Annotated in this window: 12 protein-coding genes; 3 read left to right on the forward strand and 9 right to left on the reverse strand. The window is 72.4% G+C overall.

Annotated elements, in window-relative coordinates:
* Positions 1-119: 119 nt before the first annotated feature.
* On the reverse strand, positions 120-695 hold the full coding sequence (abmR, locus tag IE275_RS01410; protein WP_189706552.1) for an ATP-binding transcription factor AbmR: 576 nt from the start codon (positions 693-695) through the stop codon (positions 120-122).
* A 334-nt stretch (positions 696-1,029) separates the two neighbouring features.
* On the opposite strand from abmR, the gene IE275_RS01415 reads away from it, so the two are divergent.
* Positions 1,030-1,467, forward strand: coding sequence for a protease inhibitor (locus IE275_RS01415; protein ID WP_189706554.1), 438 nt, complete (start codon positions 1,030-1,032; stop codon positions 1,465-1,467).
* A gap of 255 nt (positions 1,468-1,722) precedes the next feature.
* Here the strand turns inward: IE275_RS01415 and IE275_RS01420 are convergent, their stop codons facing one another.
* Both IE275_RS01420 and IE275_RS01425 read right to left on the reverse strand, forming a co-directional pair.
* Complete coding sequence (locus IE275_RS01420) at positions 1,723-2,061, reverse strand: STAS domain-containing protein (protein ID WP_189706556.1); 339 nt, start codon at positions 2,059-2,061, stop codon at positions 1,723-1,725.
* A gap of 221 nt (positions 2,062-2,282) precedes the next feature.
* Positions 2,283-3,785 (reverse strand): MFS transporter, encoded by a 1,503-nt coding sequence (locus tag IE275_RS01425; protein WP_189706558.1) that lies wholly within the window; start codon positions 3,783-3,785, stop codon positions 2,283-2,285.
* 198 nt (positions 3,786-3,983) lie between these two features.
* Between IE275_RS01425 and IE275_RS01430 the strand changes: the two genes are divergently transcribed.
* Positions 3,984-4,823, forward strand: coding sequence for an alpha/beta fold hydrolase (locus IE275_RS01430; protein ID WP_189706560.1), 840 nt, complete (start codon positions 3,984-3,986; stop codon positions 4,821-4,823).
* 44 nt (positions 4,824-4,867) lie between these two features.
* Here the strand turns inward: IE275_RS01430 and IE275_RS01435 are convergent, their stop codons facing one another.
* The 5 genes from IE275_RS01435 to IE275_RS01455 all read right to left on the reverse strand — a co-directional run bounded on the left by IE275_RS01435 (position 4,868) and on the right by IE275_RS01455 (position 11,914).
* Complete coding sequence (locus tag IE275_RS01435; RefSeq protein ID WP_189706562.1) at positions 4,868-7,684, reverse strand: NHLP bacteriocin export ABC transporter permease/ATPase subunit; 2,817 nt, start codon at positions 7,682-7,684, stop codon at positions 4,868-4,870.
* Between the two features lies 1 nt (position 7,685).
* Positions 7,686-9,908 (reverse strand): NHLP family bacteriocin export ABC transporter peptidase/permease/ATPase subunit, encoded by a 2,223-nt coding sequence (locus IE275_RS01440; RefSeq protein WP_189706564.1) that lies wholly within the window; start codon positions 9,906-9,908, stop codon positions 7,686-7,688.
* Between the two features lie 31 nt (positions 9,909-9,939).
* The gene (locus IE275_RS01445) at positions 9,940-10,746 is read right to left on the reverse strand and encodes an HlyD family efflux transporter periplasmic adaptor subunit (RefSeq protein WP_189706566.1); all 807 of its coding nucleotides are present in this window, start codon (positions 10,744-10,746) and stop codon (positions 9,940-9,942) included.
* Positions 10,747-10,832: 86 nt separating this feature from the next.
* Positions 10,833-11,048 carry a type A2 lantipeptide gene (locus IE275_RS01450; RefSeq protein WP_189706568.1) on the reverse strand — a complete coding sequence of 72 codons (216 nt, stop codon included), beginning with the start codon at positions 11,046-11,048 and terminating at the stop codon, positions 10,833-10,835.
* A gap of 452 nt (positions 11,049-11,500) precedes the next feature.
* Entirely contained in the window at positions 11,501-11,914 is a 414-nt protein-coding gene (locus IE275_RS01455; protein ID WP_189706570.1) for a PaaI family thioesterase, read from the reverse strand.
* Between the two features lie 211 nt (positions 11,915-12,125).
* Between IE275_RS01455 and IE275_RS01460 the strand changes: the two genes are divergently transcribed.
* Entirely contained in the window at positions 12,126-13,538 is a 1,413-nt protein-coding gene (locus IE275_RS01460; RefSeq protein ID WP_189706572.1) for a S1 family peptidase, read from the forward strand.
* 85 nt (positions 13,539-13,623) lie between these two features.
* On the opposite strand, the gene IE275_RS01465 is transcribed toward IE275_RS01460, so the two are convergent.
* On the reverse strand, positions 13,624-15,780 hold the full coding sequence (locus tag IE275_RS01465; protein WP_189707344.1) for a SpoIIE family protein phosphatase: 2,157 nt from the start codon (positions 15,778-15,780) through the stop codon (positions 13,624-13,626).
* Between the last annotated feature and the right edge of the window lie 75 nt (positions 15,781-15,855).

The following is a 15,855-nucleotide window of genomic DNA, read 5'->3' on the forward strand; positions in this document are numbered from 1 at the left end:
GTGGCGCGGCGGTGGCGGACGGCCGTCGCTGCCGCTGGGTGGGCGACGCGGGCGGATGCCGTCCGGGACGGGGTCTGCCGAACGTACGCGCGACGGCAAGGCCCCGGCCAGTGGGCGAATCATCCTTCTTTCGCGTCCCCGGTGGACGAATCGTCCCGGGAGTCGTTCACCTCCTCGGTGTCCGGTCCCTGGGCCCGCACCCGCTGGACGTGCTCCAGGGAGTCCCGCAGCTCGGTGAGCCAGTCGTCGGTGTGCCGCTGGACCAGCCGGACGCACCAGGCGAGCGCGTCGCTGCGGCTGCGGGCCACACCCCCGGCGATCAGGGTGTCGAGGACCTGGCGTTCGGGCTGCCGCAGCCGGGTCATCACGGGCGCGGCGACATGGGTGAACAGGGCGCGCTCGCCGTCGCACACCGCACCCCAGGACACCTTCCGGCGGAACCGGTGCTCGGCGTCCCGGGCCACGGCCATCCGGGTCTCCCGGGTGCGCTCGCGGAACTCCTGGATCCGGGCCGTCACCGCCGCCTCGCGTTCGGCGGGCGGGGCGTCCTCGGCGAGGCGGGGCGCGGCGATCCGCCCGGTCACGGTGATCTCCTCGCGGTCGACCGTGACCTCGGTCAGCTCCTCGAAGAGGCCGTCGGGCAGACGGCCGGCGAACCAGCCCCTCAGCTGCTCTTTCTGCTCGGTCGTAATCATGTAATGACGATTACTCCGCTGGTCCATGAACACAAGGGGTCCGGGAGGAGTCCTCCGAGAGCGGAATCGGGGCACGAGCGGAATGTTTCAGGCCGATTAACGAACCTATGAGAATCAGTCAGGTCGTCGGCTGAAGAGATCATGAAGCGCTTGCTTTCGGCGTTGGAACGTTCGAATTCCGTAACTTCACGCCACTGCTTCAATACGCAAGGTTACTGAAACGCGTGGGGTCGATGTGAGTTTCGGCGCCGGACTCGGCAGAGTGGCGCTCGCCGCGTCGGGCACCGATCGCGCCGGGCCGGCACCCCCCGAATCGAGCGGAAGGATGCACACAATGCGGAACACCGCGCGCTGGGCAGCGACTCTCGGCCTCACGGCCGTCGCCGTCTGCGGACCCCTCACCGGGTCCGCGCTCGCCGCCCCGGCCGCAAGCCCGGCCTCGCTCTACGCCCCGTCGGCCCTGGTGCTCACCATGGGCCACGGCGAGAGTGCCGCCACCGTCAACGCGGCACGGGCCGTCACCCTGAACTGCGCCCCCGGCGCCTCCGGCACCCATCCGGCCCCGGCCCTGGCCTGCGCCGAGCTGCGCGGCGCCGGCGGCGACCCGGCCCTCCTGGCGGGGAGCACGAGCGGCAGGGTGTGTACCAAGCAGTACGACCCCGTCGTCGTCACCGTCGACGGTGTGTGGCAGGGCAAGCGCGTCTCCTTCGAGCGCACCTTCTCCAACGAGTGCGTGAAGAACGCTGCCGAGAGCAGCCTCTTCGCGTTCTGAGACCGGGATCGCGTGCCTCCCGTGGACGCCGCGACAGGCTCGTGACGTGGGGAGTGCGAGCCACTGAACACGGGGCGACCGCGATCTCGTACCCAGGGGCCGGAAGGGCGGAGTGGGGCCGCCCTCCGGCCCCTGGGGTCATTGTTCTTCCCGGGCGGCCGGGGGATCCGCCGCGCACCGGCGCCCCTCCCCGGGCGTCGGCAGTCCCGCCGGCGGTCGCCTCCCTCCCCGGCCGCCCGGGATCCCTCCCCCCCGTCATTCGCCCGGTATCGAAGGGAGCGGCGAGAAGCGGCCCAGCAGGCCGGTGGCGCCGAGCAGCCGCCGCAGGCGGGGTGCGTCGGAGACGACCCGGAGCCGCCCGCCGCGCGCCGTGGCCCGGTCCTGGGCGCGGCACAGCACCCGCAGCCCCGAACAGTCGAAGAACGCGACGTTCCGCAGATCCACCAGGACGTCCGGGGCCGGCGTGGCGGTCGCCGCGTCCAGGTGCTCCGCGAGCAGGCCCGCGGTGGCCAGGTCGATCTCTCCCGTCACCTCGACGACGGTGAACGGGCCGGTGACACGAGTACGTGTGGGGGGATGGGCCGGCGGCGTCATGTGCGTTCCACCTCGGCAGGGGGGTGCCTTCGAAGGCGGTAGTTACCCCGGCCGGGCGCGCTGCATCCCTGTCGGGCCACCGGCAAGATCTAGTTCACTCGACCTCGTGAACTTTCTTGGTTTCAGTTGACTTTTGAGTGCGTGGAGGAATGGCGGAAGGGGCCGCCGTCCCTCGCGGACGGCGGCCCCCTTCTCCCGGTGCGGCTCTCCCGGACGGTGCGTCACATGTGGACGACCGGTGCCGCGTTCGCGTCCTGCTGCGGGACCCCGCGGCGGAAGAGCAGGAACGCGATCACCGCGCCCGCCGCGAACAGGCCCGCCGACCACCAGAACGCGGTGGTGTAGGCCTCGATCGTCGCCTGCGCCTGGATCAGCTTGCTGGTGGCGTCCCGGCCGGCCAGGTAGTCGGCCGCGGCGCTCGCGGCGAGGGTGTTCAGCAGCGCCGTACCGATCGAACCGCCCACCTGCTGCATCGCGTTGACGGTGGCCGAGGCCACGCCCGCGTCCTCCGCGGCGACCCCGCCGGTGGCCAGCTGCATCGCGGGCGGCATGACCAGGCCGAGGCCGAGACCGATGACGACCAGCTGGGGCAGCACCGCGCTCAGGTAGTCGGAGTCCGTGCCGATCCCGGTCAGCCACGCCATGCCGACCGCGGCGATCGCGAAGCCCAGCGGGATGACCGCCTTCGGTCCGAGGCGCGGCACCAGGGCCGTCGTGCCGAGCTGGGCGGCCACCATCAGCGCGGCGACCATCGGGAGGAACGCCACACCCGTCTTCGTCGGGCTGAAGCCCAGGTTCAGCTGGAGGTAGTAGGTGAGGAAGAGGAACACGCCGAACATGCCCGCGCCGGAGACGAGGACGGCCAGGAAGGAGGCCGCGCGGTTGCGGTCGAGCAGGATGCGCAGCGGCAGCAGCGGGTGCGCGGCGCGCGTCTGCCACCAGGCGAACGCCGTCAGCAGCACCCCGCCCGCGATCAGGAAGCCCCAGGTCTGCGGGGAGTCCCAGTCGTGGGTCTCGGCGTTGGAGAAGCCGTACACCAGGGAGAACAGACCGGCGGCGACCAGGACCGTGCCGGGTACGTCCAGCTTGGAGTTGGCGGCGTCGCGGTGGTTGCTCAGCAGCAGCCAGCCGCCCGCGAAGGCGAGCACCGCGATGACCACGTTGACGTAGAGCGTCCAGCGCCAGTCGAGCGCGTCGGTCAGGACACCGCCGAGCAGCAGGCCCACGGCGCCGCCCGCACCGGCGATCGCGCCGTACACGCTGAACGCCTTGGCGCGCTCCTTGGCGTCGGTGAACGTGGTGTTGAGCAGTGAGAGCGCGGCCGGGGCGAGCAGTGCGCCGAAGGCGCCCTGGAGGGCGCGGGCGGTGACGAGCATCTCGAAGTTGGTGGCCGCGCCGCCCAGCGCGGAGACGGCGGCGAAGCCGACGACACCGATGAGGAAGGCCGTCTTGCGGCCGAAGAGGTCGGCTATCCGGCCGCCGAGCAGCAGCAGGGAGGCGAAGGCGAGGGCGTAGGCGGTGACGATCCACTGCCGGTTGCCGTCGGAGAAGCCGAGGTCGGCCTGGGCCGAGGGCAGCGCGATGTTCACGATGGTGGCGTCCAGGACCACCATCAGCTGGGCCAGGGCGACGACGGCGAGGATCCACCACCGCTTGCCGGAGGCCGCGTCCGGCGCCGGCGAGGCACCCGTGCGGGTGTCGTCGGTCAGGGTCTTCGAGGGCATGGGGAACCACTCCAGGGGAGGTCGTTCGAGGTCTTCCGAGGTCTTCCCAGGGCTTCCGAGAGTGATCGGGTCGTCCGGGGCGTCCGGGAGATGCGGACGGGAAAGGCAAAGAGGACGTAAACGAAACTGTTTCGTACACATAGAGGCTAGACCACTTTCAGCGAAACGGCAACGTTTCGCTAGTGAGGGAGATCCGGCATGCGCACGGGAGTGCTCGACATCGACGGCACGGGGCTGTACCACGAGGTGCGCGGCAGCGGCCCGGCGCTGCTGATGATCAGCGGAGCCGGGGGAGACGCCGGCTACTACACGGACGTGGCCGAGGACCTCGCCGACGCGTTCACGGTGATCACCTACGACCGGCGGGGGAACTCCCGCAGCGGCGGCCGCGACGACGGGCCGGCCCCCCTCGACCGGCAGGCGGCCGACGCCCGCGCGCTGATCGACGGCCTGGCCGGCGGCCGCGCCCTGGTCTTCGGCAACAGCGCGGGCGCGCTCATCGGGCTCACCCTCGCCGCCCGCCACCCCGCAGCGGTGGCCGGACTGATCGCCCACGAGCCGCCCGCCGTGAACGTGCTGCCGGACGGCGACCCGGCGCACGGCTTCTTCCCCGAACTGGCCGCGCTGTACGCGAGCGGCGGCGGGCCCGCAGCGGGGCGCCGGTTCGCCGAGACGACCCGAGGCGAGGGCACGTACCGTTGGCCCGCCGACGTCTGGCGGCGCTTCCTCGCCAACCAGGACCACCTCTTCGGCACCGAATGGGCGGCCTTCGCCGCCTTCCGCCCGGACGAGAAGGCGCTGCGGGCGGCCACGTTCCCGGTGCTCCTCGCGGCCGGCGCCGAGGACCGCGGCACGTACTACGCCCGCCCCTCCCACGAGATCGCCCGCCGGATCGGGGCGCCCTGGGCGGAGTTCCCCGGCATCCACATGGAGTTCCTGCGCACCCCCGCCCGCTTCGCCGCGGCCCTGCGGGTGGCCGCCACCCAGATGTGCCGCGAGACACCGCGACGGTGGGAGGGCGGCCCACGGACACCCTGACCACCGTGACCGGCGCCGTGGACCGGGCGCCGGCACCGCGCCCGCTACGCCAGCTGCCGCCGCACCAGCTCGTGCAGCCGCCCGCCCGTGTCCGCGAGGAGCTGCGCGGGCGGGCCCTGCTGGGCGACCCTGCCGTTCTCCATCACGATCACCCGGTCGGCGTCCATGACCGTCGACAGCCGGTGGGCGATGACGACCCGGGTGGCGTTCAGCTTGCGGGTGCTCTCGATGACCGTGCGCTGGGTCTCGTTGTCCAGCGCGCTGGTCGCCTCGTCGAAGAAGAGCAGCCGCGGCCGGCGGATCAGCGCCTGGGCGATCATCAGCCGCTGGCGCTGGCCCCCCGAGACCGAGCCGCTGCCGGCGACGATGGTGTGCAGCCCCATCGGCATCCGCGCGATGTCCTGCGCGAGCCCCGCCAGCTCGGCGGCCGCCATCGCCTCCTCCGGGGTGTAGGAGCCGGTGCCGCAGATGACGTCCAGGATGGATCCGGTGAACGGCTGGGCGTGCTGGAGCACCACCCCGCACTGCCGGCGCACCGCCGACGGGTCGAGGGCCGCCAGGTCCTGGCCGTCGTACAGCACACTGCCCGAGACCGGACGGTCGAAGCCGATCAGCAGTCTCAGCAGGGTCGACTTGCCGCAGCCGCTCGGGCCGACGACCGCCACGAACTCGCCCGGCCGCACCTCGAAGGAGACGTCGTCCAGGACGAGGGGACCGTCGTCGGAGTAGCGGAACGACAGCCGGCGGGCCTCCAGGGCGCCGGACAGCGGGCCCGGCCGGGTGCTCGCGGTCCGTGCCTCGGGCGTCGCCTCCAGAACCGGAGCGATCTCCTCGAACAGCGGCAGCGCGGCCACCGCCGCCACGAAGGCGCCGGTCAGCGAGGTGACCGAGGTCAGCAGCATGGTCACCGACGTGTTGAAGGTGAGGAAGTCCGCCGCCGACAGCGCACCCCGTGCCGGACCGGCCAGCAGCATGAACATCAGCAGCGAGCACAACGGCAGATAGACCGCGCCCAGCACCGTGCTGAGGTTCTTGATCCGGCCGAGCCGCTGCTGGAGCTCGCGGCTGCGCGCGAACTGCTCCGCCCAGGCCGCGTACGCGTAGTTCTCGGCGGCCGCCACCCGCAGCTTCGGCAGTCCCCGCAGGGTCTGGAACGCCTGGTTGTTCAGCTTGTTGGAGAGCACCACCAGGCGCCGCTGCCAGCGCACCTGCCACAGCCCGAGCCCCAGGAACACCGCCGCGACGACCACCAGCATGCCGATCGCGGCCAGCGCCATCGGAACGCTGTACCAGAGCAGCAGCCCCAGGTTCATCGCGCCGATGGTCACCGACTGGGCCACCGACGGGCCGAGTCCCGCGAGCAGCCGACGGATCGCGCTGATGCCCATCGCCGCGCTCGCCAGCTCGCCCGTCGAGCGTGCGGCGAAGAACGTCGTCGGCAGCCTGAGCAGCCGGTCCCACACGGCCGGTTGCAGGGTGGCCTCGATCCGGCCCTCCAGCCGCAGGATGGTCAGGTTCTGGAGCAGCGTGAACGCCGCCGCGACCACACCGGCGACCATCACCGCCAGACAGACCTGCGCGATCGGCCCCGGCTGCGCCCTCGGCACGTACTCGCCGAGCACCTTGCCGGTGGCGATCGGCACCAGCGCCCCGATCGCCACCGTCACCAGCCCGCTCAGCAGCAGGTTCACCAGATCCCCGCGGGTGCCGCGCATGCTGAACCGCAGCAGCCCGAGCGGGCCCGACATCCGTTCCGGCAGCGGCCGGTAGAACATCACCGCCCGCGGCTCGAACTCCTCCGCGTTCGCCTTCTCCACCGGGGTCTCCCGCCCGGTCGACGGATGGACGGCGACATAGCCGCCGCGCCGCCACAGCAGCGCCACCGGCGCCCCGGACAGCGCCCGGTGCCCGACCAGCGGGCCCACGTCGTCCCGCCACCAGCGCCCGTCGAGGCGGACGGCCCGGGTGCGGACCCGGGAGGCCACGGCGACCCGCTCGACCGGGTCCAGCCGGTCCTCGCCCGCCCCCATCCGCGCGGGTTCGGCGAGGGCGATCCCCGCCGCCCGCGCGACCAGTCGGCAGGCGGCGAAGGTGGCGTCCGCGTCGGCGGACGTCACGCGCGGACCCGCCGTCCGGCCGATCGACGCGAGCAGCGTCCGGTCGGCGCGGGCGCGCACCGCCTCACCGGCCTTGATCCCGGCGGCCGTACGCGTCTCGTGGCTGCGCTCCAGCTGCTCGATCCAGCGGTCCAGCGCGGTCAGCAGCCGGTACTGCTGGTCGACCATGGACTGCCACACCGCCGGGTCCATCAGCAGGTCGGCGGCCGCCTCCGCGCCGTACAACTGGCCGTACTGCACACTCCCCGGCGGGACCTGCATCCAGAACACGTCGTCGTCGGTGACCTCAGCGGCCCGCTCGGTGGCCATCGGCGCCTGGAAGAGGATCGACAGACCGCGGCCGACACCGAGGGCGAGCGCGTATTCCAGCGGGCTCGAAGTCGGCGGCACGTACTGGGGGTTGCCGTACTCGTCGTAGGACCAGGTCTGGGTGCTCGCGGGCTGGTACAGCTCACGCAGGCCGACGCGGTGCACCACGCAGTCGCGCAACGGGCGTGCGACGAGGGTGTGTTGGGGTCCGGCGACCGGACCGAGCAGCAGCGCGCCCGCCTCCAGGCGACCCAAGTGGTGCCAGTGGCCCTGCTGTTCGGCGTCCACCGCGAACAGGTCCAGCGCGCCCGACGCGACCAGCCACAGCACCTGCGGGCCCTCCAGGTCGAGGCGGCTGAAGCCGGCGCAGTCGATCTGCGAGCCCATCTGTCCCAGTGCGGCGAGAACGACGTCGCCCTCGGGTACGGCCGTCATCTCAACGCTCCCTGACCAGTGCCGCGTACGCGCCGCCGCGTGCCACCAGGTCCTCGTGCCGTCCGCGCTCGACGATCGTGCCGTGCTCCAGGACGACGATCTCGTCGCTGTCGCGGACCGTGCTCAGCCGGTGGGCGATCACCACGCACGCGCAGCCGCGTCGGCGCAGGTTGTCCATGACCACCCGCTCGGTCTCCGCGTCCAGCGCGCTGGTCACTTCGTCCAGGACGAGGATGCTCGGCCGGCGCACCAGCGCCCGCGCGATCTCCAGACGCTGGCGCTGCCCGCCGGAGAAGTTGCGGCCGTCCTGCTCCACCCCGCTGTGGATGCCGCCCGGCCGGCGCAGCACCACGTCGTACAGCGCCGCGTCCCGCAGCGCCTGGACGACCGCGTCGTCCGGGATCGACGGGTCCCACAGCGCCACGTTGTCGCGGACCGAACCCTCGAAGAGGAACACCTCCTGGTCGACGAAGGAGACGGAGGAGGCCAGCGCCCCGCGCGAAATGTCCTCCAGACGTTGTCCGTCGACCCGGATCACACCCTCCCACGGCGTGTACAGGCCCGAGATCAGCCGGGAGACCGTGGACTTGCCGCTGCCGGAGCCGCCCACCAGCGCCACCTGCTGCCCCGGGCCGACCGTCAGGTCGAAGCCGGCCAGCAGGGGCTTGTCCAGCGGGCTGTAGCCGAAGGTGATGTCCACGAGCTCGACATGGCCGTGCAGCCGGCGGGTGGACTCGGCGCCACCGGGACGGTCGTACAGCGGGTCCGCGCGGAAGTTCTCCACGTCCTTCAGCCGGGCCACGTCCGCCGCGAAGTCCTGGATCCGGCCCGCCACGCCGTTCAGCCGGGTCAGCGGCGCCGTGAAACGGGTGACCAGCGCCTGGAAGGCGACCAGCAGCCCCACCGAGATGCCGCCCTCGATCGCCCGCATACCGCCGATCCACAGGATCAGCGCGCTGTTGAGCGTGGCGAGCGTCGGCGCCACCACCCCCAGCCAGGCGCTCGGCACCCCGAGCCGCTGCTGCTCCTCCAGCGTGGTGGCGTGCTGTCCGGCCCACTTGCGGAAGTAGCCGTCCTCGCCGCCGGTCGCCTTCATCGTCTCGATCAGCTGAAGGCCCGTGTAGGCCGTGTTGGTGAGCCGTGCGTTGTCGGCGCGCAGCTTCGCGGTGCGGGTCGCGCGCATCCGGACGACGACCCGCATGGCGACGATGTTCAGCAGTGCCACGCCGATGCCGACGAAGGTCAGTTGCGGGTCGTAGGTGTAGAGCAGCACGGCGTACAGGACGACGACGATCGCGTCCACGCCCGCCGACGCCAGGTCACGGGCCAGGGTCTCGGCCACGGCGTCGTTCGACTGGAGGCGCTGCACCAGGTCGGCGGGGCTGCGCTGGGAGAAGAAGGTGACCGGCAGCCTCAGCAGATGGCGCAGGAAGCGGGCGCTGGAGAGCGTCGAGGAGATGATCCGGCCGTGGTGGAGGTTGGTCTGCTGGAGCCAGGTCAGGACGAGGGTCAGCAGGACACAGGCCCCCATCGAGGTGAACAGCACCGGCAGCAGCGAGGTCTGACCGCCGATCAGGAACATGTCGATCCAGGTCCGGCTGAGCGCCGGCACCGCGGCGCCGACCAGGACCAGCAGCAGGCTCGCCAGCACGGCGGCCGGCAGGGTGCCCGCGGTGCCGCGCAGCCGGGCCGGCACGGCACCCAGCACACCCGGTCTGCGCCCGCCCCGCTCGAAGCCGTCGCCCGGCTCCACGACCAGCACCACACCGGTGAAGCTGCCGTCGAAATCCTCCATCGGCACGAAACGCCGGCCCTTGCCGGGGTCGTTGACGAACACGCCCCGACGGCCGAAGCGGCGGCCCAGCCCCTCGTAGACGACGTAGTGGTTGAACTCCCAGAACAGGATCGCGGGCGCCTGCACCCCGGCGAGGGCGGCCAGGTCCATCTGCATGCCCTTGGCGGTCAGCCCGTAACCGCGGGCCGCCTTCAGCAGGTTGCTGGCGCGTGAGCCGTCCCGCGAGACACCGCACGCGATGCGCAGCTCCTCCAGCGGGACGTGCCGGCCGTAGTGGCCGAGGACCATGGCGAGGGAGGCGGCGCCGCACTCGACGGCCTCCATCTGGAGCACGGTGGGCGTCCGGACGGTCTTCCCCCGGCTCTTGGGGACCGTACGGCGGGGCGGCGCGGCCTTGCGCCGGCTGCGGGTCTGCTCGGCGGTGGTCATGGCAGTGGCCGGTCGTTCGGTGCGGCGGGGGTCACGGGAGCAGCCAATCGACGGGACGCTGGTCGGCCAGCCGGATCGCACCCGAGGCCATGGTCATGGAGGTGAGCCGGTACGGCGGCCCGTCCGCGGAGGACCACGCGTAGCCGCTCTTCGTCGACGCCGAGGTGTCCAGGCGGACGAGGACGGCCACCGGGCGGCCGTCCTTCGTGAACTGCTCGCCCAGCTGGCCGTCACCGAGGAACGCGGCGATCTGCTGCGCCGACTGGGCTGTGCGGTCCACCGACTTCACATGGCCGCGCAGCACGCCGTACTCCTGGGACGGCACGGTCTGCACGGTCAGGTCGACGGCCGCGTGCGCCGGGATCGACGCGGCGTTCTGCGCCGGCACGTACAGCGTGGCGTACAGCGGGTCGTCGGCGTCGGAGACCTTCTCCACGGCGGCGACGTTCGCGCCGGTGGAGATGATCTGTCCGACGGTGGCGGCCAGCGCGGTGATCCGGCCCGCGGCGACCGTGCGCACCACGGCGTCGCCGTCGGCCGTGCGCACCTTCAGCACCGGGGAGTCGGCGGGGAGCCGCTCGCCCTCCTCGGCGAGGACGGCGGTCACCTGGCCGGCGGCCGGGCTCTGGAGGATGTAGCTGCCCCTGCCGTGGGTGAGGACGGCGGGCGCGCTCACCGTGGACGCGACCGAACCGGTCACCGCCCACACGGACGCGGCCGCCATGACGGCCACGGTCACGGACAGCACCAGCCAGCCCTGCGGGCGCGCGAAACGCACCGGAAGGTCGAGTTCCTCCGGTGACTGGAGCTTGGCGAGGGCCTGTTGGCGGAACTGCACGGGCTTTCCTCGGAGAGTGCGGGGACACCGAGGAGTCCCGGAGCCGGGTCACGGCTCCGGGACTCAACAGGTCACACGGGGTGCGATCAGAGACCGGCGACCAGGTTGGTGACCGGGGCGGTGCTCAGGCCGGTGACACCCTCGACGGTGCCGACGGCCGTGTCGACCAGGCCGGAGACCGGGGCGATACCGTCCACCAGGCCGGTCACGGTGCCGAGGGCGTTCAGGGACAGGCCGCCGGAGACGTTGTCCAGCTCGGCGTCCGAGATCTCGACGGTCTCAACCTGGGGGGTGGAGTTCATGGTGGAACTTCCCTTCACATGGATATCTCAATAAGGGGGGAGCGGCCCCCTCTGGGGACAGATGACGGCCGCGACCGCGGGCGTCGGACGCCCGTTCGCTCCAGGCGTTTCGGCCCCCGCGGTGCGATGGATCAAAGCAGGTCCGCGGTCGGCGCAGCCACTCGCGCACCCGTCTCACCTGGGCAGTTGCGGCACAGGAGCGGGAAACGGTGCAGACGCGCGCACCTGTTGTCGGCGACTTCTCCACACCTTTGGCGGGAATCGCTCCGATGGGCGCCGGGGTCCGCGCGGCGAATTGGACACACCCGGCGCAATGGCGTGGCGGGCGCCGCGGAGTTGTGCAGAACCGCGGTGCCCGGTGACCCGCTTGGGCAATCGGTGTGCAGATTCTCTGAAGCAGGGATTCCGCCCGTCGATCTCGACGGACCGTCACCCGTCGGTCACGCAGCGCGTCAGCCCAGCAGGGCGTAGACCGTGCTCGCCCGGGCCGCCAGCTCGCCCGTCCGCTCGGCCGTGAGGGTGATGTCGGCGAACGCCATCCGGCGGCCCAGTTTGGTGAGCACCGACTCGATCAGGACATCCGAATCGGTCACCGCCCGCTGGAACGAGGTGGACTGCTGGACCGTCGTCATCGGTCCGTAGGCGCCGCGGGCCGCCGACACGGCGATCACGGTGGCGGTGTCCGCGGCCGCCATCAGGGCCTGCCCCGAGAGTCCCCCGCCTTCCCGCGCCAACGTCCGCGACCAGGGCAGACGAAGGGTCGCGCGGTCGTCGCCCAGCGCTTCGACGCGGAGGCCGAGGGCGAGGACCCAAGGGGCGAAGTTGACGGAGAGGATCTTGTCGGCTTCAACGGTCGTCATCGTCATATGGGTGATTGTTCCCCGCCCCGCGAGGTCGGGCACGGGTCATGGGCGGTTACGCCGCGGGTCATGGCCGATTCCCGGTTCCGCAAAGGAAGTTGGCAAAAGCGATTGAACACATCACGCGCCCCCCGCGTACCTATGGCCAACCAGGCGCCGCTGTACGGAGCTGCCGATCTCCGGCAGCCAGACCCCGTCCCCCAGGAGGTCGAGTTTTTTGAGTCACAAGCGAGTTTCGAAGCGCAAGGCCGTGATCGCGGTAGGCGGTGTGGCTGCGCTCGGAGCGGCGGCACTCCTGCTTCCCAACGCCAACGCCTCGCAGGACGGCTCCGGCGACGCCGCCGCGGTGAAGACCCTCAAGGCGGGCGACGCCTCGGATCTCGCCGCGCAGCTCCAGCAACTGCTGGGTGACGCCTTCGCCGGTTCGTACTACGACGCCGACCAGCAGCAGCTCGTGGTCAACGTCATCGACGTGTCCGGCGACGACAACAACGTCGTCGTCCAGGCGCAGAAGGCCGGCGCCAAGGTCCGCGAGGTGGAGAACAGCCCGGCCGAGCTGGAGGCCGCGGCCCAGACGCTGAAGGCCAAGGCGACCATCCCGGGCACCGCGTGGGCCGTCAACCCGCGGACGAACCAGATCCTGGTCACCGCCGACTCCACCGTCACCGCCGGCAAGTGGGACCAGCTGGAGTCCACCGTCCAGAGCCTCGGCTCGGGCATGGCGACCATCCAGAAGTCGGCCGGCACCTTCAAGACCTTCGCCTCCGGCGGCGACGCCATCTTCGCCGGCGGGGCGCGCTGCTCCCTCGGCTTCAACGTGACCGCCGGCGACGGTTCCCCGGCCTTCCTGACGGCCGGTCACTGCGGGGTCGCGGCCGAGCAGTGGTCCGACTCCGAGAACGGCCAGCCGATCGCCACGGTCGACCAGGCGACCTTCCCCGGCGACGGCGACTTCGCACTCGTGAAGTACGACGACCCCAACACCCAGGCGCCGAGCGAGGTCAATCTCGGCGATCAGACGGTCCAGATCAGCCAGGCCGCCGACGCGACCGTGGGCACCCAGGTCTTCCGGATGGGCAGCACCACCGGTCTGAACGACGGTCAGGTCCTCGGCCTCGACGCCACGGTGAACTACCCCGAGGGCACCGTCACCGGTCTCATCCAGACCGACGTCTGCGCCGAGCCCGGCGACAGCGGCGGCTCCCTGTTCACCCAGGACGGCCTCGCGATAGGCCTGACCTCCGGCGGCAGCGGTGACTGCACCGCCGGCGGCGAGACCTTCTTCCAGCCGGTGACCACCGCCCTCCAGGCGGTCGGCGCCACCCTCGGTGACGGCGGCGGCCTCGGTGCCGACGACCAGGTCGGCGGCGAGGAGGCCGGGGCCGGCGAGGAGGCCGGGGCCGGCGAGGAAGCGGGCGCCGGTGCGGTGGACGAGAACGGTGACGGTGTCGACGACCAGACCGGCGAGGCCATCGAGGGCGGTGCCGAGGACGCCGGTGCCGGTGCGGTGGACGAGAACGGTGACGGTGTCGACGACCAGACCGGCGAGGCCATCGAGGGCGGTGCCGAGGACGCCGGTGCCGGTGCGGTGGACGAGCAGAACGACGAGCAGGACAACAACAAGCACTGACGCCCCCTGACGCAGGAACACGCGGCGGGCCGACCCTTCGGCGGAGGGGCCGACCCGCCGCCCCGCGTTTTTCCGGAGGGGTCCCTCAGCCGTCGCCCCGCGCCCGCAGCAACAGCAGCGCCACGTCGTCGATCCGCTCCTCCGCCGCCGCGTAGGGGCCCACCAGTTCGTCGGCCAGCTCCTCCAGCGGACGGTCCCCGGCCTCGCCCAGCCGCCGCCCCAGGTCGGCGACCGCGTCCTCGATGTCCACGCCCGGCGTCTCGATCAGCCCGTCGGTGTAGAGGGCGAGGACAGAGCCGGGCGCCAGCTCCACCTCGGTCGTCGGGTACGTGGCCGAGCCGTCGATGCCCAGCAGCGGCCCGCCCGCGAGATCCAGCACGCGGACCCGCCCGTCCGGCCGGCGCAGCAGGGGCGGGGGGTGCCCGGCGCGGGCCATGACCGCTCGCTGTCGCTCCGGGTCCAGCCGCAGGTACAGACAGCTGGCGAGCAGATCCGAACCCAGCTCGATCAGCAGCCGGTTGGTGCTGCGCATGACCTCCGCCGGCTCCTGCCCGACCGTCGTGTACGCGCGGACGGCGGTGCGGATCTGCCCCATCAGCCCGGCCGCCGTCACGTTGTGCCCCTGGACGTCCCCGATCACCGCCGCCGCGAGCGGTGGGGACGGCACCAGGTCGTAGAAGTCGCCGCCGATCTCCATGCCCCGGGTCGCCGCCAGATAGCGGGCCGTCGCCTCGATGCCGGGCAGCGACGGCAGCGAGGGGGGCAGCAGCGCCGCCTGGAGCCCGTGCGCGAGCTGGTGCTTGGCGTCGTACAGCAGGGCACGGTCCATCGCCTGCGCGATCAGCCCGGCCAGACTGGTCAGCACGGCACGTTCATGGGTGGAGAAGGGATGCGGGGTGGCGTACGCCAGCACACAGGCGCCCACCGGCCGCCCGGAGGCGATCAGCGGCAGATAGGCCCAGGACGCGAAGCCGTCGGGGCTCCCCTGCCGGGCCGGGTACAGGTGCTCCAGCTGCCGCCGGGACTCGAAGAACGCGGGCACACCGTGGGCGACGGTGTGCGCGCCCGGCGTCTGGGAGGACAGCGGCAGCCCGTCGAACCGCTCCACGGCGTCCGGGTCGGGATACCCGTGGTGTCCCAGGACGTGCAGCCGCCCCGCCCGTGCCCCGAGCAGGGCCAGCGCCTGGCTGCCCACGGCCGGCGCGATCTCGTCCGCGACCAGCCCCACCACGTCCTGCACGCTCACCGTCTCGGTGAGCGCCCCCGCCAGGCTCAGCGCCTGGGACATCGACACCAGCCGGGTCGGCGCGTCCCCCGGCCGCGGGTCGGCCGCCCTGGTCTCCGACACGGCCCGGGCCCGCGCGATCCGCACACTGATCCCGGTGGTGCTCGGATAGAGCCGGAACGACAGCCAGTCCGAGGGCGGCCGCAGCGCCACGAACGACACCGCGTCCTGGCTCATCAGCGCCGCCCGGTAGCGCTCCTCGTACGAGGGGTCGTTGAGCCAGGGCACCGACGCCCACAGCTGGGTGCCGAGCAGCCGGGTCGCCGGGACCCCGAGCATCTCCGCCGCGGCCGCGTTGGCGAACCCCACCCGCCCGCTCAGATCCAGCGAGCACAGCCCGTACGGCAGCCGGGCCACCATCCGCGCCGCCTCCACCGGTCCGAGCGTGGGGGCGGCCCCGCCCACCGGCCCCGCGACCAGCAGATCGGACTCGGCGTGCACGGTCCGGTTCTCCTGCGCCGCCCGCTCCAGCCGGGCCGCGAGCCGGTCGCAGGCCGACGTCAGTTCCAGGTGCTCCCGTTCGGACAGCTCCGGCGGATGCGAGCCGGGCCAGGTCACGAAGACCGCGCCGTACACCCGGGAGGCGGTCGCCACCGGCACGGCGGCCAGCGCGAAGTGGTACGGCAGCACCACGGCGATCCGCGGATAGTGCCGGGCCATGTCCTCCTGCCCGCCCACCCACACCAGCCGCCGCTCGCGCACCGCCTCCGCCACCGGGATCGGCGCGCTCAGTCCGACCCGCTCCCAGGGCGCGGCGAACGCCCGGGGCAGCCCCGCCATCACCGCCATCTCCAGGACCGGCTCGTCGCCGGGCCGCAGATACACCGCCCCGGAGTGCGCCCCGACGGCGTCCATCATCGCGGTCAGCGCCAGCGACAGCAGGGGCTGGCGGAGCGGGGGCCGGACGGCCGTCGGCACCTGACCGGACGACCTGTCCCCGTCGGACACGGCGACCACCTCCTCGCCAGGCCGCACGGGTTCTCACGCACCAAATCTGCCCCCTGGCGGCCGGACGCGCACGGCGAGCGGCCC

Origin of the sequence: Streptomyces phaeofaciens, assembly GCF_014648915.1 — a bacterium.
GTDB lineage: Bacteria > Actinomycetota > Actinomycetes > Streptomycetales > Streptomycetaceae > Streptomyces > Streptomyces phaeofaciens.

Excerpts from the sequence above, each read along its gene's own strand:
- IE275_RS01430 (WP_189706560.1), top strand. The coding sequence starts at position 3,984 with ATGCGCACGGGAGTGCTCGACATCGACGGCACGGGGCTGTACCACGAG.
- abmR (WP_189706552.1), bottom strand. The coding sequence starts at position 695 with ATGATTACGACCGAGCAGAAAGAGCAGCTGAGGGGCTGGTTCGCCGGC.
- IE275_RS01435 (WP_189706562.1), bottom strand. The coding sequence starts at position 7,684 with ATGACGGCCGTACCCGAGGGCGACGTCGTTCTCGCCGCACTGGGACAG.
- IE275_RS01455 (WP_189706570.1), bottom strand. The coding sequence starts at position 11,914 with ATGACGATGACGACCGTTGAAGCCGACAAGATCCTCTCCGTCAACTTC.
- IE275_RS01425 (WP_189706558.1), bottom strand. The coding sequence starts at position 3,785 with ATGCCCTCGAAGACCCTGACCGACGACACCCGCACGGGTGCCTCGCCG.
- IE275_RS01415 (WP_189706554.1), top strand. The coding sequence starts at position 1,030 with ATGCGGAACACCGCGCGCTGGGCAGCGACTCTCGGCCTCACGGCCGTC.
- IE275_RS01450 (WP_189706568.1), bottom strand. The coding sequence starts at position 11,048 with ATGAACTCCACCCCCCAGGTTGAGACCGTCGAGATCTCGGACGCCGAG.
- IE275_RS01420 (WP_189706556.1), bottom strand. The coding sequence starts at position 2,061 with ATGACGCCGCCGGCCCATCCCCCCACACGTACTCGTGTCACCGGCCCG.
- IE275_RS01440 (WP_189706564.1), bottom strand. The coding sequence starts at position 9,908 with ATGACCACCGCCGAGCAGACCCGCAGCCGGCGCAAGGCCGCGCCGCCC.